This window comes from Pseudomonas sp. F3-2 (genome assembly GCF_038804275.1).
GTDB lineage: Bacteria > Pseudomonadota > Gammaproteobacteria > Pseudomonadales > Pseudomonadaceae > Aquipseudomonas.
This window is the reverse complement of record NZ_CP152388.1, coordinates 4726074-4751174: the sequence shown is the minus strand read 5'-3', so window position 1 is coordinate 4751174 and position 25101 is coordinate 4726074. Positions and strand designations below refer to the sequence as shown.

Sequence of the window (25101 nt, the reverse complement as noted above, 5' to 3'; positions counted from 1 at the left end):
CATTTCAAAGAATTGTGTAGCGGGGCTGTTCAACACAGCCCCGTCTTGTTTCTGATTTTCGACGAGAATGACTTATGGCCCTCGACATTCACGCCCACCGCATCCTGATCCTCGACTTCGGTTCCCAGTACACTCAGCTGATTGCCCGCCGCGTGCGCGAGATCGGGGTTTACTGCGAACTGCATCCGTTCGACATGGACGACGAAGCGATTCGCGAATTTGCCCCAAAAGGCGTCATTCTGGCCGGTGGTCCTGAGTCCGTACACGTCGCCGACAGCCCGCGTTGCCCGCAAGCGGTATTCGATCTGGGCGTCCCGGTCTTTGGTATCTGCTACGGCATGCAGACAATGGCCGAGCAGCTTGGCGGCCGTGTTGAAGGTTCGGACCTGCGCGAGTTCGGTTATGCCCGCGTGGACGTCGTTGGCAAAAGCCGGGTGCTAGACGGCATCGAAGACCACGTCGACGCCGATGGTGTCTTCGGTCTGGACGTCTGGATGAGCCACGGCGACAAGGTCACCGAGATTCCGGAAGGCTTCCACGTACTGGCCAGCACCCCAAGCTGCCCGATCGCCGGCATGGCCGACGACACTCGTGGCTACTACGGCGTGCAGTTCCACCCGGAAGTGACCCATACCAAGCAGGGCGGTCGCATCCTTTCGCGCTTCATCCTCGACATCTGCGGCTGTGAAGCCCTGTGGACTCCCTCGAAGATTGCCGAAGACGCCATCGCTCAGGTTCGCGCTCAGGTCGGTACCGACAACGTGCTGCTGGGTTTGTCCGGCGGTGTGGATTCGTCGGTCGTGGCAGCCCTGCTGCACAAGGCCATCGGCGACCAGCTGACCTGCGTGTTCGTCGACAACGGCCTGCTGCGTCTGCACGAAGGCGAGCAAGTGATGGCCATGTTCGCCGAGAACATGGGCGTCAAGGTGATCCGCGCCAACGCCGAAGAGCAGTTCCTCACCAATCTGGCGGGCGAAAGCGATCCGGAGAAAAAGCGCAAGATCATTGGCCGCACGTTCATCGACGTGTTCGACGCCGAATCGAGCAAGCTGCACAACATCAAGTACCTGGCTCAGGGCACCATCTACCCTGACGTGATCGAGTCCGCTGGCGCCAAGAGCGGCAAGGCGCACGTGATCAAGTCGCACCACAACGTGGGCGGCCTGCCGGAAGAGATGAACCTGAAACTGGTCGAGCCCCTGCGCGAGCTGTTCAAGGACGAAGTCCGCCGTCTGGGCCTGGAACTCGGTCTGCCGTACGACATGGTCTACCGCCACCCATTCCCGGGTCCAGGTCTGGGCGTGCGTATCCTCGGCGAAGTGAAGAAGGAATACGCCGACCTGCTGCGTCGTGCCGACCACATCTTCATCGAAGAACTGCGCAAAGCCGACTGGTACCACAAGGTCAGCCAGGCATTCGTGGTGTTCCAGCCGGTGAAATCCGTGGGCGTGGTAGGTGATGGCCGTCGTTACGCCTGGGTCGTCGCCCTGCGCGCTGTCGAAACCATCGACTTCATGACCGCTCGTTGGGCGCACCTGCCTTACGAACTGCTGGAAACCGTCAGCGGCCGCATCATCAACGAAATCGAAGGCATCTCCCGCGTAACCTACGACGTCTCGAGCAAACCGCCTGCGACGATTGAGTGGGAATGATCTGATCCACCCCGACAAAGGCGCCAGCAGGCGCCTTTGTCGTATCTGGCGGACTACAACCTCCACCCCGATTCGCCTGCGCGGCGTGCTCAACCAAAGATGTGGGCCGAGATCAGCTTCGAGATTTCGACGATGGAGGTTTTGCCGGTGAATTCGAATTTCACTTTGCCGAGGGCGGAGAAGTAGATCTCCAGTTCCGAGTCCAGATCGAACGTGCCCGACGTTTCGACCGAGTAGGCCACGATGTTTTTGTATGGCAGCGAAGTGAAGTCTTTCTTGCTGCCGGTGATGCCTTGCACGTTTACGGCGATGATGCGTTTGTTGGTGAAGACCACGCCATCGCGCATGGATTTGTAGGAGTCGATCACGGTCTCGCCGTCCAGCAGCAGGGCAGTGACGCGCTCGGCGTATTCGTCGTTCTGCTTGAGTTTGAAGAAGCCTTTGTTGTTGAAGTCGATCATCCGTGGAATATCCTCTTAGTGGCCATGCATCCCGGTTGCCGAAGGGCATCGCGGTGACGTTCGCTGATACTACCTGTGTGAGCAGGGCGTGGAAAATCAGCCGGGTTCAGCGCCAGGCACCCCTTCAGGCGGTGTCCGGCGCTGTGATCCGCGACGTCACTCGATGAGCGTCATGCCCATCAATTGCAGCCCGGTGGTGAGGTCATGAAGCGATTCGAAACGTCGCCCGCTGACGCGCGGCCACCTTGGTCGATCAATGTAAAAATGTGAGCCGTCGAGCATGATCGGTGTGCGCACCACCGAGGCATCCTGGCTGCGATGCACGATTACCAACCGGTCTTCTGCACGCTCGACCGCGAACATGCCGGCACGGGTCAGGCGCCCTTCGATGGCCGACACGTTTGGTGTCGCGCGCGCGGTCGGTACGCGCAAGCGGAAATCGCTTTTGACCAGACCGGCCGGTCGGCCGAGTTCGTTGGTCATTTGCGCGCCGGGATCCTGTTCGAATGCAATCGTTTCGCTCGCTCCCGTGTCTTCGACTCTCACGCCGAATGTCCCTTCCAGTTCGCTCAGGCCTGGCACATCGAGGTAGGTATTGGCGTGGGAATTGCCCACCAGCGCCACCCATTTTTTCCCGCCATTAGCCGTCTGATCGGCGTCAATGATCAGTTTGGCGAAGTAATTCATCACCTGCTGGCGAAGCGTTGTGCCCTTGCCCAGCCCCTGAAGCCGGTAGCTGGTCATGCAGTCGAGCGCCTGAATGCGCACGTGGTTTTCGTTGGCCGCCTTCAGGACTGCCATGAATGTGTATTGACCGGATTTATCGGTGTGATGGCCCTTGTCCAGCGCGTTTACATACTCTTCGAGCTTGTCGGGCATCTTGCCGGTGGCTGCGAAGGTGTCCAGATCAGCCTGATGAAAATCGGTCAGCAGATGCTCCATGTACAACGTTTTGACCTTCAGTTTGGCCAGCAACGGCATCTGCTCGATGAGAAATTTCTTGCTGCCCAGGCTTGAATGGCTTTCGCCGAAGACAACGCCCGGCGTGCGTTCCAGAAGCTTTTTCAGAGTTTTACCAACCGGTGCGCTCACGTCGATGGCGGCAGAATTGGGGCGCGCGGGGAGTTCGTAGCGTGTGTAGAACTCCTGCGCGTCCGCACACAAAATGCGCCTGAGGCGTTTGAACTCCGTGTACGGGTCCGGTGCATCCGGGTCAAACGATGTGTAGGCCTCGTCGACCAGACGGCCGCCGTGCAGCGCGCCGTCTTCCACATCCGCTTTCAACGCCTCAGGGATTTCGTAGGGGCCGGGAACCCGGGAGGTGGCCGGCGCCGTGGTCGCAGGGCGGCCCCAGCGCAGTTTGCCGAAGATCTTGCCGCCGCCCTGCAGGCCGGGACGCGTGATTGTTTTCCACACACCGGACGGGTCAAGTCGCACTGGCACGTTGCGATAGAAGGAAAACGGGTTTTGCGGGTCGACGATGACCCAGCCCCCGGTTTCTTCTACGTAGCGTACGGCGTAGGCAAAGTCGTTTATCTCAATGAATGTTTCGCCTTGCTCCGTCAGACAAATTCCTTTCATTCGGCCTTCTGCCCGAGCTGGTTCATAGCCATCCAGCAGCATGTTCGTTTCGAAAGGTGCCAGCAGCCCGTCTGACTCAACTGGATAGACCGGCCCCGGCGCAAGCTCCGTCAGGTCTGCCACCGGGGCCAAGGGCGTGGCCTGTTCAACTTCTGGCGTCGGGTCGATGAGGCTGCCGTCATGACCTGGCGCTTCAATATCCGCTGCGTTGGCGTCGAGCAGGAACAGGCTGTCGAACAGGGCCTCGATGGCTGCGGTGGCGGCGCCGATTACCCCCGCCTGACGCTCCGCGGTTGTGTGGCCGTTGACCGCCTGATCGATATTGAGGCCCATGTCAGCAATACCGGCACCCACGGCGGCCAGCGCGATAGGCCAGTCGAGAGCCGCGAGCGGACCGGCGATTCGACCCACCTCCTTGAGATAGCCCAGCCACATCTGGCTGCGCAGTTCGGCGTTGGAGCGCAGGGAGAGGGCGGCTTCGGCGCGCATGCGGGCCTGGTGAGAGTCGCGCAGCCAGGTGAAGGGATCGATGCCCAGCTCACGGCTGTTCTGGTTGATCACCGAAGGATGGTCGCTGCCCCAGGTGCTGTAGAGCAGATCCAGACCGTTGAGCAGGCCAGCCGCTTCGTTCGCCTGACCGTGCGCCGAGAGCGGAAAGTGGCTCATGAACCGCGCCCGACGCTCTGTCCGGTTGTTCTGCATCAGCAACCACCAGTGCAGATCTTTCGGCGTGTCGAGGACATGGAAGGCCTGCACTTCGCCCGGCGTGTACAGGATTTGCCGACCGTCCTCACACACGATACGCAGGATGTCGCTGGCCTCGTAACCCAGCACATCGAACGTGCAGACGCGCGTTTTCCCTGCAGGAACGAAGGTTGACTGCAGCGCGCTGACGGTCACCGGCCCGGCGGTCTCAAGCCCGGCGGTGTGGAAAATCAGCTCGAGCTCATCACCCGTCAGCCAGCCCGCGGCATGGTCTTGCAGGGCCTTGCCCAGGAAGGTGGATTTGCTCAGCGTGCGGAAGTCGTCGCCTTCTTGCGTCTGATAGGTCTGCAGCTTCGCCAGAAAGCGGCGCTTGAAATCCACCTGCCAGAAGTCGTTGAGGGCGTCGGAGGGCAGCATCCTGATCTCGTTGCGCTCATCGAACGCCTGCGCTTGCGGGCCTTCCGAGTAAAAACCGCTGAGCATCTGCAAGGTGTCGGCGTTGTCCTGATCGTGGGGGTTGAACCGACGCATCACCAGCTGCGGCAGGGTCATCGACTCGCAGGGCGGATCAACGTGCTGCCAGCCGGTAAAGGTCCGGGCGCTGCTGGAGGCGCTGTTGAATCGATGCCAGAAGACACGGTCGGGCTCCAGATCTGGGTTGCCATGCCTGGCCAGGATTTCCCGGGCAATCTCGCGCGCCATTTCGCGCATGTCGGGGCACGCCGCGACGAGGCGCTGGCTCATGCTGATGAGTATTGATCGATCGCGAGTGTTCAGGTCGCGAGGCTGTCCATTGAGGGTGTTCATATCCGTCGTCCTTGATGAATGAGGGGCAAGCTTCTCGCGAATCCGAACTCAATTGGCACTAAATATGTACTACACCCCCCTCAGCCTTAATTTTGTGTAAACGCAGGTGTATCGTGTTCGCCCCGCATCGGCTGACCGGTGCGTCATCTGTGGTTCTGAGGCTCGCGCGCACATGTCTTTTACCCGTCGACAAATTCTCGGAGGTCTGGCCGGTCTTGCCGTCGTCGGGTTGGGCGCCGGTGGCGTGTCGAGGTACTGGCTCGGTCGCGCCGGGCCGGGCGAAGGGCATGATTACGAGCTGATCGCCGCGCCGCTGGACGTTGAACTGGTCCCCGGTTACAAGACCCCGGCGTGGGCGTTCGGCAGTTCGGCGCCCGGCACGGAGCTGCGCATCCGGCAGGGCGAGTGGCTACGGGTGCGTTTCATCAATCGGCTGCCGGTCGAGACCACCATCCACTGGCACGGCATCCGCCTGCCGCTGGAAATGGACGGCGTACCCTATGTGTCGCAGCTGCCGGTCAAACCGGGCGAATATTTCAACTACCGGTTCCGCGTCCCCGACGCAGGCAGCTATTGGTATCACCCTCATGTCAGCAGCAGTGAACAACTGGGCCGGGGACTGATCGGGCCGTTGATCGTCGAGGAGCGCGAACCCACCGGGTTTGCGCATGAACGCGTGGTCAGCCTCAAAAGCTGGCACGTGGACGAGCAGGGGGCTTTCACGGACTTCAGCGTGACCCGTGAGGCCGCGCGGGAAGGCACCGCAGGCAGGCTTTCGACCCTCAACGGTGTGCCTCAGGGCGTGATCGATCTGCCGGCCGGACAGATCACACGTGTGCGGATTCTCAATCTGGATAACACCGTCACCTATCGCCTCAACCTGCCGGGCGCCGAAGCGATGATCTATGCGCTGGACGGCAATCCGGTGAAGCCGCGGCCGTTGGGCAAGGATTACTGGCTCGGTCCGGGCATGCGCATTTGCCTGGCAATCAAGGCGCCACCGGCCGGCCAGACGCTTGCCCTGCGTAATGGTCCTGTGCGACTGGGCACGTTCCGATCGGTCGTCAACGGCGACAGTCCGGGCGAATGGCCTCCTGAGCTGCCGGCCAACCCGCTTCCTGAACCTGATCTGGCGAATGCCGAAAAGCTCAACTTCAATTTCGAGTGGGCCGGCTCGATGTCGGTCAACGTTGAAAACGGCCAGCCCCCAAGCCTGTGGCAGATCAACGGCAAGGCGTGGGACATCACGGATAAAACCTGTGCCGACCGGCCAATCGCCAAACTGCAGAAGGGCAAGAGCTACATCTTCGAGCTCAGAAACATGACGCAGTACCAGCATCCCATTCACCTGCACGGCATGAGCTTCAAAGTCATTGCGTCCAACCGCAAGACGGTGATCCCCTATTTCACCGACACCTACCTGTTGGGGCGAAACGAGCGCGCACGCGTTGCGCTGGTAGCGGATAATCCCGGCGTGTGGATGTTCCACTGCCATGTGATCGATCACATGGAGACCGGTCTTATGGCAGCTATCGAGGTTTCTTAATGCGGCAGCCGCAAATTATCGATCGCAGCCGCGATCAGCATTTCATGCGAGAAGCACTGGCCTTGGCGGCAGAAGGGGCGTTGTTGGGCGAGGTGCCGGTGGGCGCGGTGCTGGTGCATGACGGGGTGATCATCGGTCGTGGCTTCAATTGCCCGATCAGTGGCAGCGACCCCAGCGCCCACGCCGAAATGGTCGCCATTCGCGCAGCCGCACAGGCTGTCAGCAACTATCGTCTGCCGGGCAGCACACTCTACGTGACGCTTGAGCCGTGCAGCATGTGCGCGGGTCTGATCGTGCATTCGCGGGTCAGCCGAGTGGTCTACGGCGCAACGGAGCCGAAAGCCGGTGTGGTGCAGAGTCAGGGGCAGTTTTTCACTCAACCGTTTCTCAACCATCGCGTGCTGTTCGAGGGCGGCGTGTTGGGCGAGGAGTGCGGGACGATGCTGAGCGAGTTTTTCAGGATGAGAAGGGCGAAGGGATAATCAAGGGCGCGCCTGATTCGGCTCTGACAATTGCCGAATAACCTGAGGAGCCGCGTGCGCCGACAGTGAGCATGGCGGCCAGCTTACATCGGGGCCTTTTCTTCAGGCGGTTTGGTCTTGTCGACGCCGGGCACATGCAGACTGCCTTCCGCCACCTGGCCGCCTTCCATCTGCGGCTGAGTCACCCAGGTGAGGATGTCGTAATAACGGCGAATGTTGGCGACGAAACTGACCGGCTCGCCACCGCGGGCATAGCCGTAGCGGGTCTTGCTGTACCACTTCTTCTGCGAGAGACGCGGCAGCATCTTCTTCACGTCCAGCCACTTGTTCGGGTTCAGGCCTTCGTTTTCGGCCAGCTTGCGCGCGTCGTCCAGGTGGCCGGTGCCGATATTGTAGGACGCAAGCGCCAACCACGTGCGATCAGGCTCCTGAATGGAGTCATCCAGCTGATCCTTTACGTAGGCAAAGTACTTCGCGCCACCCTGAATGCTCTGCCGGGCGTCGAGCCGGTTCGAAACACCCATTGCCTGCGCGGTGCTCTGGGTCAGCATCATCAGGCCGCGCACGCCGGTCTTCGAAGTCACGCTCGGCTGCCACAGCGATTCCTGATAACCGATGGCCGCCAGCAGGCGCCAGTCGACCTGTTCTTCCTTGGCCGCTGACTGGAAATGCTTCTCGTACTTGGGCAGGCGCTCCTGCAAGTGCTGAGCGAAGGTGTACGCACCGACATAACCCAGCACGTCGACATGCCCGTAATAACGGTCTTTGAGCCGCTGCAGCATGCCGTTCTTCTGCATTTTGTCGAGGAAGCTGTTGATCTCGTTGAGCAGGCTGTTGTCCTCGCCCAACGCCACCGCCCAGCGCTGATCGCGACCGTCGCCCAGGTCGAAGGCCACGCGCACGTTAGGGAAGTACACCTGGTTCATCGCCAGCTCGTTGGAATCCACCAGCGTCAGGTCGATCTGGCCTTCGTCCACCATGCGCAGCAGGTCGACGACTTCGTCCTGATCGGACTCCTCGTAATTGATGCCCGGATACTTGAGCTTCAGCGCCGCCAGTTGCTCGGCGTGGCTACTGCCCTTGGCCACCAGAATGCGCTTTCCCACGAGATCGCCCGGATCAGTGGGGCGAGACTGGCCGTTGCGGTAAATGACCTGAGGGGTGACTTCGAGATAAGAGTGCGAGAAACGCACCTGTCTGGCGCGGTTTTCAGTGCTGACCAGGCCCGCAGCAGCCAGCACCGGGCCGCCGGGTTTACTCATCTGGTCGAACAGGTCGTCGAGGTTGTCAGCTGTCTCGATCTTCAGCTCCACTCCCAGATCTTCGGCGAAACGCTTTACCAGTTCGTACTCGAAACCGGTTTCACCGTTGCGATCCTGGAAGTAGGTCGCCGGGCTGTTGCGGGTGACGACGCGCAGAACGCCATCCTCCTTGACTCGTTCAAGCGTGTTGGGTTTCTCCACACACGCGCCGAGCAGCAGGAAGATTCCGGTTGCGATGAGCCACTTGGCACAGCGTGGGCGGAAATCTGATTGGGAAAACATCGGTGCAGTATACGCAAAGGAGCCATACCGCCATATCTCGACAGCGAGAGCTGCGTCTGATAGGCGAGCAGTTTTTTTACCCGTTTGTCTAGGCGACAGCCTCGCACCGACATTCGGCTGCGTTCGATGCCGTCGTTTCGGGTGCCGAAAGGGCCGGTTTAGGCTAGAATGCACGGCCTCAAAGCACACCCCCTTCCCCGAGGCTGTCCCGACGATGTTGATCCTGCGTGGTGCTCCCGCCCTTTCCGCCTTCCGCCACAAGAAATTACTTGAGCAGCTGAACGATAAAGTTCCCGCTGTCAGTGGCCTGTACGCTGAATTCGCCCACTTCGCTGAGGTCAACGGCGTCCTGACCGAAGACGAGCAGCAAGTGCTTGCCCGCCTGTTGAAATACGGCCCGAGCGTGCCGGTTCAAGAGCCTCGCGGTCGTCTGTTCCTGGTGCTGCCGCGTTTTGGCACCATCTCGCCGTGGTCGAGCAAGGCCACCGACATCGCGCGCAACTGCAGCCTGACCAAGATCCAGCGCCTTGAGCGCGGCATTGCCTTTTATGTAGAAGGCCAGTTCAGCGACGCTCAGGCGCAACTGATCGCCGACAGCCTGCACGACCGCATGACCCAACTGGTGCTGGGCGCGCTGGAAGACGCTGCCGGTCTGTTCAGCCATGCCGAGCCCAAGCCGCTGACGGCTGTCGACGTGCTGGGCGGCGGTCGCGCTGCGCTGGAAAAGGCCAACGTCGAACTGGGCCTGGCCCTGGCTGAAGACGAAATCGATTATCTGGTGAACGCATTCACCGGCCTGGCGCGTAACCCGCATGACATCGAACTGATGATGTTCGCGCAAGCGAACTCCGAGCACTGCCGTCACAAAATCTTCAACGCCAGTTGGGACATCGACGGCCAGAGCCAGGAAAAAAGCCTCTTTGGCATGATCAAGAACACCTACCAGATGCACAACGAAGGTGTCCTTTCTGCTTATAAGGACAACGCGTCGGTCATCGTCGGTAACGTTGCCGGTCGGTTCTTCCCGAACCCTGAAACTCGCCAGTACGGCGCGGTGCAGGAGCCGGTGCACATCCTGATGAAGGTCGAAACCCACAACCACCCGACGGCGATTGCCCCGTTCCCGGGCGCATCGACCGGTTCCGGTGGCGAGATCCGCGACGAAGGCGCGACGGGTCGCGGTGCCAAGCCGAAGGCCGGCCTGACCGGTTTCACCGTTTCCAACCTGAATATCCCGGGTTTCGAACAGCCTTGGGAAAAGCCGTACGGCAAACCCGAGCGCATCGTCACGCCGCTGGACATCATGATCGAAGGCCCGCTGGGCGGCGCTGCGTTCAACAACGAATTCGGTCGTCCGGCCTTGACTGGCTATTTCCGCACGTTCGAGCAATCGATCACCACCCCGCGTGGCGAAGAGGTTCGTGGCTACCACAAACCGATCATGCTGGCGGGCGGCATGGGTAACATCCGCGAAGAGCACGTCAAGAAGGGCGAAATCACCGTCGGCGCCAAGCTGATCGTGCTGGGTGGCCCGGCAATGCTGATCGGCCTGGGCGGCGGCGCCGCTTCTTCCATGGCGACCGGCACCAGCTCGGCCGATCTGGATTTTGCTTCCGTTCAGCGTGAAAACCCTGAAATGGAGCGTCGTTGCCAAGAGGTCATCGACCGCTGCTGGCAGCTGGGCGATGCCAACCCGATCGCCTTCATCCATGACGTCGGCGCGGGCGGTCTGTCCAACGCGTTCCCTGAACTGGTCAACGACGGTGGCCGTGGCGGTCGTTTCGAACTGCGCAACGTGCCGAACGACGAACCGGGCATGGCGCCGCTGGAAATCTGGAGCAACGAATCCCAGGAACGTTACGTGCTGGCCGTCAGCGCCCCGGACTTCGAGCGTTTCAAAGCCATCTGCGAACGTGAGCGTTGCCCGTTTGCCGTCGTCGGCGAGGCGACCGAAGAGCCACAACTGACCGTCACCGACAGCCATTTCGGCAACAGCCCGGTGGACATGCCACTGGAAGTCCTGCTCGGCAAAGCGCCGCGCATGCACCGTTCGGCCAATCGCGAGTCCGAGCTGGGCGACGACTTCGACCCGAGTGCTCTGGACATCGAAGAAAGCGTTCAGCGCGTGCTGCATCACCCGGCCGTGGCGAGCAAGAGCTTCCTGATCACCATCGGCGACCGCAGCATCACCGGTCTGGTCAATCGCGATCAGATGGTGGGCCCGTGGCAAGTGCCTGTGGCTGACGTCGCGGTCACTGCCACCAGTTTCGACGTGTACACCGGCGAAGCGATGGCGATGGGTGAACGCACCCCGCTGGCGCTGCTGGACGCGCCGGCTTCCGGCCGCATGGCGATCGGCGAGACCCTGACCAACATCGCAGCGTCGAGCATCGGCAAGATTTCCGACATCAAACTGTCGGCCAACTGGATGTCCGCTGCTGGCCATCCGGGCGAAGACGCGCGTCTGTACGACACCGTGAAAGCGGTCGGCATGGAGCTGTGCCCTGAGCTGGGCATCACCATCCCCGTGGGCAAGGACTCGATGTCCATGAAGACCCGCTGGAGCGATGAAGGCACCGAGAAGACCGTCACCTCGCCGCTGTCGCTGATCGTCACCGGTTTCGCACCGGTCACTGACATTCGCAAGACCCTGACCCCGCAGTTGCGCATGGACAAGGGTGTGACCGACCTGATCCTGATCGATCTGGGTCGTGGCCAGAACCGCATGGGCGCGTCGATTCTCGCCCAGACCCACGGCAAGCTCGGCAACGCTGCGCCGGACGTCGATGATGCCGAAGACCTGAAAGCGTTCTTTGCCGTCATTCAGGGCCTCAACGCTGACGGCCATCTGCTGGCCTACCACGACCGTTCCGACGGTGGCCTGATGGCGACCGCTCTGGAAATGGCATTCGCCGGCCACTGCGGTCTGGACCTGGAACTGGACACCCTCACCGGCAAGCGTGAAAAAGCCGCCGCGATCCTCTTCAACGAAGAGCTGGGTGCGGTGATTCAGGTGCGTCAGGACGCAACACCGCTGGTGCTGGCGCAGTTCAGCGCTGCCGGACTGGGCGAAGATTGCGTTGCCGTGATCGGCAAGCCGGTCAACAACAGTGAAGTGATCGTCAGCCTCAATGGCGAGCAATTGTTCAAAGGCGATCGTCGCCTGCTGCAACGCCAGTGGACTGAAACCAGCTATCAGATCCAGCGTCTGCGTGATAACGCCGACTGCGCCGATCAGGAATTCGATGCGTTGCTCGAAGAAGACAATCCTGGCCTGAGCGTGAAGCTGGGCTATGACGTCAACGAAGACATCGCCGCGCCTTACATCAAGAAAGGCGTTCGCCCACAAGTGGCGGTGCTGCGCGAGCAGGGCGTCAACGGTCAGGTCGAAATGGCAGCCGCCTTCGACCGCGCAGGCTTCGCTTCCGTCGACGTGCACATGAGCGACATCCTCGCCGGTCGTGTCGACCTGAACGACTTCAAGGGTCTGGTCGCTTGTGGCGGGTTCTCCTATGGCGACGTCCTGGGTGCAGGCGAAGGCTGGGCGAAATCCGCACTGTTCAACAGCCGTGCCCGCGATGCCTTCCAGGGCTTCTTCGAGCGCAGCGACAGCTTCGCCCTCGGCGTGTGCAACGGTTGCCAGATGATGTCCAACCTGAGCGAACTGATTCCGGGCAGCGAATTCTGGCCTCACTTCGTGCGTAACCGCTCCGAGCAGTTCGAGGCGCGGGTGGCCATGGTCGAAATCCAGAAATCGGCGTCGATCTTCCTGCAAGGCATGGCCGGTTCGCGCATGCCGATCGCCATCGCCCACGGCGAAGGCCATGCGGAGTTCAAGTCGTCCGAAGCGCTGCTCGAAAGCGATTTGTCCGGCACCGTGGCGATGCGTTTTGTCGACAACCACGGCAAGGTCACTGAAACCTATCCGGCCAACCCGAACAGCTCGCCGCGCGGTATCACCGGCCTGACCACTCGCGACGGTCGCGTCACCATCATGATGCCGCACCCTGAGCGCGTGTTCCGTGCAGTGAACAACTCGTGGCGTCCGGATGAGTGGGCTGAAGACGGCGCGTGGATGCGCATGTTCCGCAATGCTCGCGTCTGGGTTAACTGATAAGGGATGTACAAGCTCGCCTTCTTCGTACCGCCGAGCCATGTGGAAGAGGTCAAGCGTGCGTTGTTCGCCGCCGGTGCGGGGCGAATCGGCGCTTACGACAGCTGCTCATGGCAGGTGCTCGGTCAGGGCCAGTTTCGCCCGTTGGACGGCAGCCAGCCGTTCATTGGGCAGGCCGGCGAGATCGAGCAGGTTCAGGAGTGGAAGGTCGAGCTTGTCGTCGCCGATCAGATGATCCAGCAGGTCGTGGCTGCCCTGAAAAGCAGCCACCCCTACGAAACCCCGGCTTATGAAGTGTGGAGGCTGGAAGATTTCTGAGATTGTCTGTCAGCGCAAACGTCTGCCACCGCGAATCCATTCGCGAGAACACTGACCTGTGCTTGACCCGACGCCCGCAAATAAGCTCGCTCCGTACAGATCACATGCGGTTATGTGATCGATGTATCAACCGGCTTTCACCATCCCCCGCAACGCCTCGCTCAGCCCTTGAGCGCCATTCCCCACCAGAACATGCCACACGCCATTGCCGAGGTTTCTCAGGCCTTGGCACCCGAGAGCGTCGAGCTGATTCGCCGCCAGGGATTGTCCGTCCTTCAACTGTACGCGCAGGCGGGTCAGTGCAACGCACTCCACCGAGACGATGCCTTTTGCGCCAAGCGCTTTGAACCATTGTGCCGCCTGTCCGGCATCGACAGGTTGTTGTGTGGCCGACGCATCGACGGTGGCGGGGCGAGGGCTCTTGCTCTTCAGCGGCACGGCGTCGCGCAGTTCATCGGCGATGCTGTCGGCCAGCGGTCCGACGACGATCTGCAGGCTCCCGCCATGGCCAGGTCGGACCACCGCCATCGCACCCAGGGCTTTCAAGTCAGCATCGTTTGCCAGGCTGCGGTCGACCATTTCGAGCCGCAGGCGGGTGGTGCAGGCGCCAATGCTCAACAGGTTTTCAGCGCCTCCCAGCGCATTGATGTAGGCGGCTGCCCGGTCGCTTTTAGCCACTTGGGCGGACGCGCTGGCGACCCGCTCACGGCCCGGCGTTTTCAGGTTGAAGCGCTTGATGCACTGGTCGAACACGACGTAGTAAATCAGCGCATACGCCGCACCGACGGGGAACACCAGCCAGCCGTTGGTGGACTTGCCCCAGCCCAGCGCCATGTCGATCGCCCCGCCCGAGAAGGTGAATCCCAGGTGGATATCGAGCAGGTTGGTCAGCGCCATCGACAGCCCGGTGAGCAGGGCGTGCAGCACATAGAGCATGGGCGCCAGGAACATGAACGCGAATTCGATGGGTTCGGTGACGCCGGTCAGCGCCGATGTCAGCGCCATCGACAGCAGAATCCCGCCGATCAGTTTGCGTTGATCGGGCAGCGCATTGCGGTACATCGCCAGACACGCCGCCGGCAGGCCGAAGATCATCATCGGGAACATGCCGGTCATGAACTGCCCGGCGTGAGGATCACCGGCAAAATAGCGCGCCAGATCGCCGGTCACCGCGCGCCCGGTTTCAGGGTCGGTGAACGTGCCGAACACGAACCACACCAGATTGTTGAGGATGTGATGCAGGCCGGTGACGATCAGAACCCGGTTGAACACCCCGAAGAAAAACGCACCGACGCTGCCACTTTCCAGCATCAACTGGCCCAGACCATTGATGCCTGCCTGCACCGGCGGCCAGATAAGGCCGAACACAAGCCCCAGCACCACCGCCGAGAGCCCCGTGACAATCGGCACGAAGCGCCTGCCGCCAAAAAACGCCAGGTATTCGGGCAGGGCGATGTCCTTGAAGCGGTTGTACATCGCGCCACCCAGCAGCCCCGCGATGATCCCGGCAAGCATGCCCATGTCGATATGCGGATCGAGCACCTTCAGCGTCGAGGTCATCACCAGATAACCGATCGCGCCCGCCAGGCCGGCGGTGCCGTTGTTGTCCCGCGCGAAACCGACCGCGATGCCGATGGCGAAGATCAGCGCCAGGTTGCTGAAGATCGCGTTGCCGGCCGAATGGATGATCGCGACGTCCAGCAGGTCGGTATCGCCCAGGCGCAGCAACAGGCCGGCAATCGGCAAGATCGCAATGGGCAGCATCAGTGCGCGGCCCAGCCGTTGCAGACCTTCGATGAAGTGTTGATACACGGCGTCTCTCCTTGAGGTTCTCGTTCTTGTTATTCAGGCGATGTTTTTCTGCGCCACGACTTGGGTCTGGAAGGTGCGGCAGGCTTCACGCACTGCTTCGGCACCGCTCAGATTCAGCACGTGGTGGGCCAGTGTCTGGCAATGGCGAGTGTCGAGTTCGCGCACCTGCGCCTTGATCTGCGCGACGTTTGGCGGACTCACCGACAGTTCGCGCACGCCGAGGCCAATCAGCACGGCCGTAGCCAGCGGGTCTGACGCCAATGCGCCGCATACGCCGACCCAACGACCTTTGCTGTGGGCGGCGTCGCAGGTCATGGCGATCAGCCGCAGCAGGGCAGGATGCAGGGCGTCGACCCGGGCTGCCAAGCCGGCATGGTCCCGGTCCATCGCCAGCGTGTACTGCGACAGGTCGTTGGTGCCGATCGAGAGGAAATCCGCGTGTTCGGCTAGTTGCTCGGCCATCAGCGCCGCCGAGGGCACTTCGATCATCACGCCCAGTTGCGGGCGCTCCGTCAGGCCCAGCGCCTGAGCCAGTTCATCGATACGCCCGCGCACCGCCAGCAGCTCGCTGACCTCGGTAATCATCGGCAGCAGGATGCGGCAGCGCGCCAGCGGCGTAACCCGCAGCAAGGCACGCAACTGTTGATCGAGCAGCTCAGGCCGGGCCTGGCCCAGGCGGATACCGCGCAGCCCCAGCACCGGATTGGCCTCGGCTGGCAGCGGCAGATATTCGAGCTGCTTGTCGCCGCCGACGTCGATGGTGCGGATGATCACCGGCTTTGTGTCCATCGCATCGAGAACGGCTTGATAGGCCGCCCGTTGTTCGTCCTCGGTAGGGGCGGTGCTGCGGTCGACGAAGAGGAATTCGGTGCGCAACAAGCCCACGCCGTCGGCACCATTGAGCTGGGCGTTCTCGGCGTCAGCGCGGGAGGCAACGTTCGCGGCGACGTCGATATTCACCCCATCCTGCGTCAGCGCAGGCAAGTGCGCGTGTTGCTGCTGAAGCTGGCGCTGCTCGAAGCGCTGACTGCGAAGGCCCTGAATTCCGCGCAGGCGCGCCTCATCGGGGCTCAGTTCAAGGCGACCATTGTCAGCATCGAGCACGACTTCCTGCCCGATGGCCACGTCCAGCAGCGTCGCGCCCAGCGCCACAACACACGGCAAGCCCTGGCCGCGGGCAAGAATGGCGACGTGCGATGTCGCGCCGCCATCGGCCAGGCAAATTCCGCCGACGCCGCATTCGGCCAGCATCAGCAAGTCCGAAGGTGTGAGTTCCCGGGCAACGACGATGGCGCCCGGTGGCACCTCGACGTCACGGGCGTCGCCCAGCAGGGTCAGAAGCACGCGTTGACGCAGGTCTCGCAGGTCGTTGGCTCGTTCGGCGAGCAGCGAATTATCGAGGTTTTCCAGCACCGCGCATTGCCTGAGCACCGCCTCGCTCCATGCATGGCCGGCGCTGTGACCGAGGTCGATGGCATCGTGGGCAATGCCGAGCAAAGCCGGGTCTTCGAGCATCGCCAGATGAGTGGCGAAGATAGCGCTCTGCTCATGATTCTGGTGATCGAGGGAGCCGCTGATGTCGGCGCGCACCTGCGCCAGCGCCTCGGTGAAGATTTGCCGTTGCTCATCAGGACGATGGCCACCGGGATCGTCGCCCAGTTCGATCGTGTCGAGGCGGAACAGCGGACCGCTCGCCAGGCCCGGAGACGCGGTGACGCCGATCATGACGCCGGGCTCGCGCTCGGCATGCTCAGTGCGCGGCAGATCGGCTGTGACCGGTGGCGAAAGTTTTTCATCGGGGGAGGGCGTCGACAGCGCTTTGAGCAGCGCTTGCAGCGCGACTTCGCTGTCGTGGCCCAGGCACACCACTTCCACCTCATCCTGCTCGGCGATGCCAAGTCCCATAAGCCCTGTCACGCTGTCGGTGGAAGCGCTGGCCCCGGCGAAGTGCAGTTCGACATGGCTGGAAAACTGCCGCGCGGTCTGGCGCACCAGTGCAGCCGGGCGTGCGTGCAGTCCGCCAGTGTGAGCGACACGAATGCTGCCCCGCACCTGTCTGGCCCGAATATCGGATGAAGGGCTGTCTTGTTCATGTCGGGCCACCGCGGTCATGGTCATCAACGGCTCGCCGACATTGATCGGACCTGAGGTGTGCGCCAGGCTCAAGGTGAACCGGTCGCTGTTGAGCAGGATCAGCGGACTGATCAACGTGCGACTGTGGCGCGCCACGTTATCCAGATCAATGCGCAGCAGCGGCTGCCCTTCAGTCACACGCTGACCTTCCTTGACCAGCGCCTCAAAGCCTTCACCTTCCAGTTCGACGCTGTCGATACCGACGTGCAACAGCCATTCGCTGCCGTTGTCAGCGCGCAGATTGATGGCATGGCGGGTGCGCGCGATGTTGATGATCACGCCTGCACACGGAGCGTGCAGCACATCGTCCAGAGGGTCGATGGCCACGCCATCGCCCATCGCGCCGTTGGCGAACACGGGGTCCGGAATCTGTGTCAGCGTGATCACGGCACCACTGAACGGGGCACTGAGCGTCATTTGTTTATTGTTGTGCATGACATCGTCCTGGTTGGCGTCCGCAACAGCGGCTCGAATTTTAACGGGTTCGTGTGACCTTGCTCAGATGCCTGGGCTGGTCGGGGTCCAGCCCACGGGCTTCGGCCAGACGCGCGGCCATGACGTAGAAAGTCTGGATGGCGAGGATCGGGTCGAGGGCCGGGTGGTCGGCGCAGCTGAGTGTCAGGTCACGGGACGGAATGTCCTCGGGTGCAGCCAGCAAGACCCGGGCGCCGCGCTTGCGCATGTCATCGGCAAGCTCCAGCAGGCCACGTTGCTCAGCGCCGCGCAGGGCGAAGATCAGCAGAGGATATTGCTCGTCGATCAGCGCCATCGGACCGTGGCGCACCTCGGCGCTGCTGAACGCCTCGGCCTGGATGCCCGAGGTTTCCTTGAATTTCAGCGCCGCTTCCTGCGCGATGGAGAACCCGACCCCGCGACCGATGACCATCAGCCGCTGACAGTCCCGCAGGGCATCGACGGCCAAAGACCAGTCCTGCCGGGCGGCGTCGTTCAGCCGTCGTGCAAGGCTTTGACCGGCCTGCAGCAGCGAGGCGTCCTGCTGCCAATGAGCAACCAGCCGCGCACTGGCGCTGAGGGTCGCGATGAAACTTTTGGTGGCTGCCACGCTGATTTCCGGCCCGGCGCTGAGGGGCAACACGTACTCGCAGGCGTGCTCCAGGGGCGAGTCTTCGACGTTGACCATTGCGATGCTCAGCGCCCCGCGGGCGCGCAAACCCTGCAGCGTGCCGATCAGGTCCGGGCTTTGCCCTGACTGCGAAAACGCGATGGCCGGCTGGCCGCTGACCTTCATCGGCGCATCATGCAGCGTCACCACCGACATCGGCAGCGACGCCACGGGCACGCCAGTCAGTTGCATCGTCAGATAAGCGAAATAGCTGGCGGCATGATCCGAGCTGCCCCGCGCGACCGAGAGAATCACCTTCGGGTCGACCTGTCGCAAGCGGCTCGCGACTTCGACAAGGCGTGGTTCCAGCACTTCCAACTGTCGCTGCACGACCTGCGCGGACGCCAGCGCTTCTTCAAGCATTTTCGAGTTCAATGGTTTCTCCTTCAACCATAACGCCAGTCAGTTTCAGATCACGATCCAGGCACACCACGTCGGCCCAGCTTCCGGTCTGCAAGCGACCGCGATCCGCGATACCCAGATACTCCGCAGGAAATTGCGACAGTCGCTGTGAGGCTTCTGCCAGCGGCACGCCGATCTTCACCAGATTGCGCAGCGCCTGATCCATCGTCAGCGTGCTGCCCGCAAGGGTGCCGTCCGCCAGACGCACGCCGCCCAGGCATTTGGTCACCGTGTGGCTGCCCAGTTTGTATTCCCCGTCCGGCATGCCGGTGGCGGCCGTGGAATCGGTCACGCAGTACAGGCACGGGATCGCCCTCAGCGCGACACGAATGGCGCCGGGGTGCACGTGGAGCAAGTCGGGGATCAGTTCGGCATAGCGCGCGTGAGCCAGCGCGGCACCGACGATGCCGGGCTCGCGGTGATGCAGCGCGCTCATGGCGTTGTACAGATGAGTGAAACTGGTCGCGCCGGCTTCGAGGGCTTTCACGCCTTCTTCGTAGCTGCCCAGCGAATGCCCGATCTGCAGCCTCACGCCTCCCGCCGCCAGGGCGCTGATCAACTCGACGTGCCCGGCAATTTCCGGCGCGATGGTGATCACCTTGATGGGCGCCAGGCGCAGGTAGTCCTCCACCTCGCCCAGCAACGCCGCGTGGGCATGGTTAGGTTGTGCGCCGAGCTTTCCGGGATTGATGTAAGGCCCTTCCAGATGCACGCCCAGAACCCGGGCAGTGGCTGACGGTCGATGCTCGCAATACTCACCTAACTGACCCAGGATCTGACGGATCTCGGCGGCAGGCGCTGTCATCGTTGTCGCCAGCATCGACGTGGTGCCAAAGCGCAAGTGGGTGCGCGCGATGGTGGCGAAGCCTTCGGCGCCCTCCATGATGTCGCTGCCGCCGCCACCATGAACGTGAAGGTCGATGAAGCCGGGAAGCAGGTACGGCAGGTCGTTGTCCGCCGGATCACAGGGAATGCCCTGAATGCTCGACACCCGGCCATTGCGGTGCTGCAGCTGGCCGCAGATCCAGCCGTCGGGTGTGAGGATGTTGAAGTCGGACATGCTTGCTCCGTTAAAACGTTGTTCGCGCTGCACGGCGCGACGGTTACCGACGCAGCTCGGCGACGAAGTCGTAGTAGTCGTCGCGGCAATAGGTGTCGGTCAATTCAATGGGCGTGTTGTCGGCCAGGTAACCGATCCGGGTCATGAGCAGCATGGCCGTGCCGGTATCGATCCCGACCCGTGCGGCCATGTCCGCAGACGCGTTGATCGCGCGGATGTGTTGAAGCGCGCGCACGACCGGGCGGCCGATCGCATCCAGATGCGCATAGAGCGAATCGCCGATGGCTTCGGGATCCGGCAGCAGCGCGGCGGGCAGGGCGCTGAACTCGACGGCCATGACGATGCCATCGGCCTTGCGCAGACGTTTGAGCCGCGCGACTTTTTCGGTCGGAGAGAGGCTGAGCCGGATCAGTTCTTCGTGGGTGGGCAGGGCAATTTCACGCTCCAGCCATTGAGAGCTGGGCGTGAAGCCCTTGAGCCGGAGCATTTCGCTGAAGCTGGACAGACGCGACAGCGGTTGCTCGAGACGCGGCGTGATGAACGTCCCCGAGCCCTGGCTGCGGCGGATCAGGCCCTGTTCCAGCAGGATCTCCAGCGCCTTGCGGGCGGTCACCCGCGAAATGTTCAGCGTCTCGCTCAGGCTGCGTTCGGAGGGCAGCGCCTGTTCGGCCTTCCATTGTCCGGCGTGAATAGCCGCTTCCAGATTGCGCGCCAGCTGCAGATAGAGCGGCGTCGGCAGGCTGTCGTCGGGGCGCAGGGTAAGAATCGAATGCATGTCGGTTCCGAAGGCGTTAGAAGTTGTGTTCGGAGAATGCAGTCGAAAGTAATACCACTTGCATACCACGTCAACGGCAGTGGTATCAGGTGCAGACGTTTTTGGTCACAGGCTGGTGACGATTGGACGAACTCAGACTGCCAGAGAGCGTCTACTCTCCGGCGAATGGGCGACGGGGCTGTATTGAAGAAGGGGGCAGACGCGCTGGGCGTCGAGTGGTATCAAAGTGGCTACGGTCGGATCTCGATCATCGTGCCGTCTTTGACCAGGTCCCAGACTTCACGGATGTCGCTGTTCTTCATGGCGATGCAGCCGTTGGTCCAGTCGAGGGTCTGGAAGTACCACTCCGGGTAGTTCTCATCGACCGGCGTGCCGTGAATCATGATCATGCTGCCGGGGTTCACGCCTTCGCGGCGGGCGCGTGCGGAATCGGAGATGTTGGGGTAGGAAATGTGCAGCGACAGGTTGTACGCATCGCTGGTCTTGCGGTAGTCCAGCCAATAGAAACCTTCGGGCGTACGTTGATCGCCTTCCTGAAACTTGGGCCCTTTGGGCGATTTACCCAGCGAGATCCGGTACGTCTTCAGCGCTTCGCCCTGGCTCATCAACTGCAACTGGTGCGCGGATTTCAGCACGAGGATCTTGTCGATGGTGCGATGGGAGATGTCCTGCGTGTCGACGACCTTGCCGTCGACGAACTTCTGCTCGCTCCCTTTTGGCACGATGGTCTGGGTGAACGCAGCCTGCGACAGCGGAACGAACGACAGACATAGAACGGCAAGCAACCAACGCATTTACACGATATCCCTGAAGCCCGCGCAGGCAGCGCGCGTCATCATCTGATCAAGTGGTTTTAAGAGGGGGCGAGACAGAAAGGCAATCGGTATGCACCGGGAATTCTTGATGCCGCCGGTCGCGAAAGAAGCATTCTAGGGTACGTCTGACCGTGTGGAAAGCCAGCTCTGACCACGGCACGTCAGCCTCATCGAACAACTGCACTTCAAGGCTTTCGACGCCTGCGGCGAAATCCGCGCTGGCCATGTTGGCGCGATAGAAAATGTGCACCTGACTGATGTGCGGCACATCGATCATCGTGTACAGGTGCAGGTCTTCGAGCACAGCGCAGGCTTCTTCGACCGTCTCCCGGCGCGCGGCCTGCTCGACGCTTTCGCCGTTCTCCATGAAACCCGCCGGCAGCGTCCAGTAACCGAGGCGCGGCTCGATGGCGCGGCGACACAGCAACACCTTGCCGTCCCACACCGGCAATACGCCGGCGACGATGTTCGGGTTCTGGTAATGGATGGTGTGGCAGTGTTCGCACACGTAGCGCAGGCGGCTGTCGCCCTCGGGAATGCGCTGGATGACCTTTTCGCCGCACTGGCTGCAGAATTTCATGATCGGATCGGGTTCCTGAAGTCAGCGGCTATCTTGAAGTGTCGCGCGGGTGGACGGCAAGCGGCGCATGCGTGCGGGTGGTCTTCTTGTCCGACAAAGGGTTGGGCCGCTCGCCGCTTTGGTGCATCATGCCTTGAAGGCAACAGATCGAGACTTCCCATGCTGGACGAGCTACTTCGCCGTATAAGCAGCCACACGCCGGGCACTCTGGAAACGGACGCACGCTTCCCCGAGGCAGCGGTGCTCTTGCCCATCACCCGCAGCGAAGACCCGGAACTGGTCCTGACACTGCGCGCCAGCGGCCTGTCGACCCACGGCGGTGAAGTGGCGTTTCCAGGCGGGCGGCGCGATCCGGAAGACCCTGATCTGGTGTTCACCGCGCTGCGTGAAGCCGAAGAGGAGATCGGTCTGCCGCCCGGGCTGGTCGAAGTGGTCGGTCCGCTGAGCCCGCTGATTTCCAAGCACGGCATCAAGGTCACGCCCTATGTCGGCGTCATTCCCGATTTTGTCGAATACCGCCCCAATGACGGCGAGATCGCCGCTGTTTTCAGTGTTCCGCTGGCATTCTTTCGTGAGGACGCCCGTGAACACACCCATCGCATCGATTATCAGGGGCGCAGTTGGTACGTACCGAGCTACCGCTTTGGCGAGTACAAGATCTGGGGACTGACGGCGATCATGATCGTGGAACTGATGAACGTGCTGTTCGACAGCAATATCAGCCTGAACGAGCCGCCCAAGCGCTCGATCATTCAAACCCTGAAGTCCTGACCGATGCTGACATCCCGGTGTGCGCATCGCGCCTGACCCACGGCCGCAGAGCCGAGACATGAGGAAAATAAAATGAAATACCGTCTGGGGGATTCCCGCGTCGACGCTCATCCCCAAAGCTGGATCGCGCCGACCGCCACGCTGATCGGCAACGTGCGCCTGCAAGCCAATGCCAGCGTCTGGTTCGGCGCCGTGCTGCGAGGCGACAACGAATTGATCGATATCGGCGAGAACAGCAACGTGCAGGACGGCACCGTCATGCACACCGACATGGGATCGCCGCTGACCATCGGCAAGAACGTGACCATCGGCCACAACGTCATGCTTCACGGTTGCACGGTGGACGACAACACGCTGATCGGCATCAACTCGGTCATCCTCAACGGCGCAAAGATCGGCAAGTACTGCATCATCGGCGCCAATTCGCTGATCGGCGAGGGCAAGGTCATCCCGGACGGATCGCTGGTCATGGGATCGCCCGGCAAGATCGTCCGCGAACTCACCGATGCCCAGAAGAAGATGCTCGAAGCCAGTGCCGCGCATTACGTCCACAACGCTCAGCGTTATGCGCGCGACCTCGCGCCTCAGGAAGATTGATGTCTGTCGAACACGCCGGAAAAACCCCGGTTCATGAAAAGCCGGTGCGCTCGCCCTGCGTGAGTATCTGCGCGCTCGATGAGGCGGATATTTGCGTCGGCTGTCAGCGCACGGTCACCGAAATCACCGCCTGGAGCCGCATGAGCAACGACGAACGCCGCGCCGTGCTGTTGCTGTGTGGCGAACGCGCTCGGGCGAGCGGAATGATGTTCTCGGTGCCCGGTTCGGGTTGATCCCCGTGACCTGCACATAATCTGTGGGAGTGAGCTTGCTCACGAATCGCCGGTATGGGCGCTGAATGTTCTGCGTCTGAATGTCAGCATTCGTGAGCAAGCTCACTCCCACAATGAAACGATGCTTGCTCATGCTCCGTCGCAAGGTCCCTTGCCAAGGAGTAGGTGCCGGAACAGGGGCAATCATCAGATCACCCGTCCGGCGCCGCGCCCCATTTCCCGGCCTTCGTGGTAAATTGCGCGCCTTTCTCCCCTGCGGTTGCTCGCCCATGGCGGGCTGCCCTCGATATCTGCTCCACGAGGACCTGAGATGACTCAAATCGGAACTCCACTGTCGCCGACCGCGACCCGCGTATTGCTCTGCGGTTGCGGCGAGCTTGGCAAGGAAGTCGTGATCGAACTGCAACGCCTGGGCGTTGAAGTGATCGCCGTCGACCGTTACGCCAACGCTCCGGCCATGCAGGTCGCGCACCGCAGTCATGTGATCAACATGCTCGATGGTGCCGCGCTGCGTGCCGTGATCGAAGCCGAGAAGCCGCATTACATCGTCCCGGAAATCGAAGCCATCGCCACTGCGACGCTGGTGGAGCTGGAATCCGAGGGGTTCACCGTGATCCCGACCGCGCGCGCTGCGCAACTGACCATGAACCGCGAAGGCATTCGTCGTCTGGCCGCGGAAGAGCTGGACCTGCCGACCTCGCCGTATCATTTCGCCGACACCTTCGAAGACTACAAGAAGGCCGTCGAAGACCTGGGCTTCCCGTGCGTCGTGAAACCGGTCATGAGCTCCTCGGGCAAGGGCCAGAGCCTGCTCAAGACCGAAGCCGATGTCCAGAAGGCCTGGGATTATGCGCAAGAAGGTGGTCGTGCCGGCAAAGGCCGCGTGATCATCGAAGGCTTCATCGATTTCGACTACGAAATCACCTTGCTCACTGTGCGTCACGTCGGCGGCACCACCTTCTGCGCACCGGTCGGGCATCGTCAGGAGAAGGGCGATTATCAGGAATCCTGGCAGCCTCAGGCGATGAGCCCGGTTGCGCTGGCGGAATCCGAGCGCGTCGCCAAGGCCGTGACCGAGGCCTTGGGCGGCCGTGGTCTGTTTGGCGTCGAGCTGTTCATCAAGGGCGATCAGGTCTGGTTCAGCGAAGTCTCGCCGCGTCCACACGACACCGGCCTAGTCACGCTGATTTCTCAGGATCTGTCGCAGTTCGCGCTGCACGCGCGGGCCATTCTGGGCCTGCCGATCCCGCTGATCCGCCAGTTCGGCCCATCGGCCTCGGCAGTGATCCTGGTTGAAGGTCAGTCGACTCAGACGGCATTCGCCAACCTGGAACAGGCCCTCAGCGAACCCGACACCGCGCTGCGCCTGTTCGGCAAGCCGGAAGTCAACGGTCAGCGTCGCATGGGCGTCGCACTGGCCCGCGACGAATCGATCGAAGCGGCCCGTCGCAAGGCAACCCGCGCGTCGATGGCCGTGAAAGTGCAGCTGTAAGGTTTCCTGCGGACACAAAAAACGGCGCCCTCAGTGGCGCCGTTTTTGTGTGTAGCAAAATTCTGTAGGAGTGAGCTTGCTCGCGATATCAGTGTGTC

At 61.9% G+C, this 25101-nt stretch carries 19 protein-coding genes; 9 read left to right on the top strand and 10 right to left on the bottom strand.

The window, feature by feature from the left end; translation table 11 throughout:
- The first annotated feature begins 74 nt into the window (after positions 1-74).
- Complete coding sequence (gene guaA / locus AAGQ88_RS21310) at positions 75-1652, top strand: glutamine-hydrolyzing GMP synthase (protein ID WP_285422460.1); 1578 nt, start codon at positions 75-77, stop codon at positions 1650-1652.
- An 89-nt stretch (positions 1653-1741) separates the two neighbouring features.
- On the opposite strand, the gene AAGQ88_RS21305 is transcribed toward guaA, so the two are convergent.
- Together AAGQ88_RS21305 and AAGQ88_RS21300 are read right to left on the bottom strand one after the other, a co-directional pair.
- Positions 1742-2113, bottom strand: coding sequence for a PH domain-containing protein (locus AAGQ88_RS21305; RefSeq protein ID WP_285422448.1), 372 nt, complete (start codon positions 2111-2113; stop codon positions 1742-1744).
- A 156-nt stretch (positions 2114-2269) separates the two neighbouring features.
- Entirely contained in the window at positions 2270-5206 is a 2937-nt protein-coding gene (locus tag AAGQ88_RS21300) for a membrane-targeted effector domain-containing toxin (protein WP_342653487.1), read from the bottom strand.
- A 172-nt stretch (positions 5207-5378) separates the two neighbouring features.
- On the opposite strand from AAGQ88_RS21300, the gene AAGQ88_RS21295 reads away from it, so the two are divergent.
- Positions 5379-6752 (top strand): multicopper oxidase family protein, encoded by a 1374-nt coding sequence (locus AAGQ88_RS21295; RefSeq protein WP_342653486.1) that lies wholly within the window; start codon positions 5379-5381, stop codon positions 6750-6752.
- Positions 6752-7234 carry a tRNA adenosine(34) deaminase TadA gene (gene tadA, locus AAGQ88_RS21290; protein ID WP_342653485.1) on the top strand — a complete coding sequence of 161 codons (483 nt, stop codon included), beginning with the start codon at positions 6752-6754 and terminating at the stop codon, positions 7232-7234. The genes AAGQ88_RS21295 and tadA overlap by 1 nt, the downstream gene beginning before the upstream one ends.
- A gap of 83 nt (positions 7235-7317) precedes the next feature.
- Here the strand turns inward: tadA and mltF are convergent, their stop codons facing one another.
- Positions 7318-8778, bottom strand: coding sequence for a membrane-bound lytic murein transglycosylase MltF (mltF, locus tag AAGQ88_RS21285; protein ID WP_285422444.1), 1461 nt, complete (start codon positions 8776-8778; stop codon positions 7318-7320).
- A 214-nt stretch (positions 8779-8992) separates the two neighbouring features.
- Between mltF and purL the strand changes: the two genes are divergently transcribed.
- Positions 8993-12892, top strand: coding sequence for a phosphoribosylformylglycinamidine synthase (gene purL, locus AAGQ88_RS21280; RefSeq protein ID WP_342653484.1), 3900 nt, complete (start codon positions 8993-8995; stop codon positions 12890-12892).
- 6 nt (positions 12893-12898) lie between these two features.
- Positions 12899-13210: a YqfO family protein gene (locus tag AAGQ88_RS21275; protein WP_342653483.1), complete on the top strand. Its 312-nt coding sequence runs from the start codon at positions 12899-12901 to the stop codon at positions 13208-13210.
- Positions 13211-13336: 126 nt separating this feature from the next.
- Here AAGQ88_RS21275 and nagE read toward each other — a convergent pair whose 3' ends face one another.
- From nagE to AAGQ88_RS21240, 7 genes are all read right to left on the bottom strand, one after another.
- Complete coding sequence (gene nagE, locus AAGQ88_RS21270; RefSeq protein ID WP_342653482.1) at positions 13337-15022, bottom strand: N-acetylglucosamine-specific PTS transporter subunit IIBC; 1686 nt, start codon at positions 15020-15022, stop codon at positions 13337-13339.
- A gap of 33 nt (positions 15023-15055) precedes the next feature.
- On the bottom strand, positions 15056-17590 hold the full coding sequence (gene ptsP, locus AAGQ88_RS21265) for a phosphoenolpyruvate--protein phosphotransferase (protein WP_342653481.1): 2535 nt from the start codon (positions 17588-17590) through the stop codon (positions 15056-15058).
- 40 nt (positions 17591-17630) lie between these two features.
- On the bottom strand, positions 17631-18641 hold the full coding sequence (locus tag AAGQ88_RS21260; protein WP_342655854.1) for an SIS domain-containing protein: 1011 nt from the start codon (positions 18639-18641) through the stop codon (positions 17631-17633).
- Positions 18634-19740 (bottom strand): N-acetylglucosamine-6-phosphate deacetylase, encoded by a 1107-nt coding sequence (gene nagA / locus AAGQ88_RS21255; protein ID WP_342653480.1) that lies wholly within the window; start codon positions 19738-19740, stop codon positions 18634-18636. Before nagA ends, AAGQ88_RS21260 begins: the two co-directional genes overlap by 8 nt.
- Before the next feature lie 43 nt (positions 19741-19783).
- Entirely contained in the window at positions 19784-20515 is a 732-nt protein-coding gene (locus tag AAGQ88_RS21250) for a GntR family transcriptional regulator (RefSeq protein WP_342653479.1), read from the bottom strand.
- A 230-nt stretch (positions 20516-20745) separates the two neighbouring features.
- Complete coding sequence (locus AAGQ88_RS21245; RefSeq protein ID WP_342653478.1) at positions 20746-21309, bottom strand: L,D-transpeptidase family protein; 564 nt, start codon at positions 21307-21309, stop codon at positions 20746-20748.
- Positions 21310-21358: 49 nt separating this feature from the next.
- A complete protein-coding gene (locus AAGQ88_RS21240) occupies positions 21359-21910 on the bottom strand; it encodes an NUDIX hydrolase (protein ID WP_285422429.1) in 552 nt (183 codons plus the stop codon).
- A gap of 159 nt (positions 21911-22069) precedes the next feature.
- Between AAGQ88_RS21240 and AAGQ88_RS21235 the strand changes: the two genes are divergently transcribed.
- From AAGQ88_RS21235 to purT, 4 genes are all read left to right on the top strand, one after another.
- Complete coding sequence (locus tag AAGQ88_RS21235; RefSeq protein WP_342653477.1) at positions 22070-22681, top strand: CoA pyrophosphatase; 612 nt, start codon at positions 22070-22072, stop codon at positions 22679-22681.
- A gap of 72 nt (positions 22682-22753) precedes the next feature.
- Positions 22754-23278 (top strand): gamma carbonic anhydrase family protein, encoded by a 525-nt coding sequence (locus AAGQ88_RS21230; RefSeq protein ID WP_285422427.1) that lies wholly within the window; start codon positions 22754-22756, stop codon positions 23276-23278.
- Positions 23278-23511, top strand: a complete 234-nt coding sequence (locus AAGQ88_RS21225; RefSeq protein WP_342653476.1) for a DUF1289 domain-containing protein — start codon at positions 23278-23280, stop codon at positions 23509-23511. Before AAGQ88_RS21230 ends, AAGQ88_RS21225 begins: the two co-directional genes overlap by 1 nt.
- Positions 23512-23821: 310 nt before the next feature.
- A complete protein-coding gene (purT, locus tag AAGQ88_RS21220) occupies positions 23822-25003 on the top strand; it encodes a formate-dependent phosphoribosylglycinamide formyltransferase (RefSeq protein ID WP_342653475.1) in 1182 nt (393 codons plus the stop codon).
- Positions 25004-25101 lie beyond the last annotated feature (98 nt).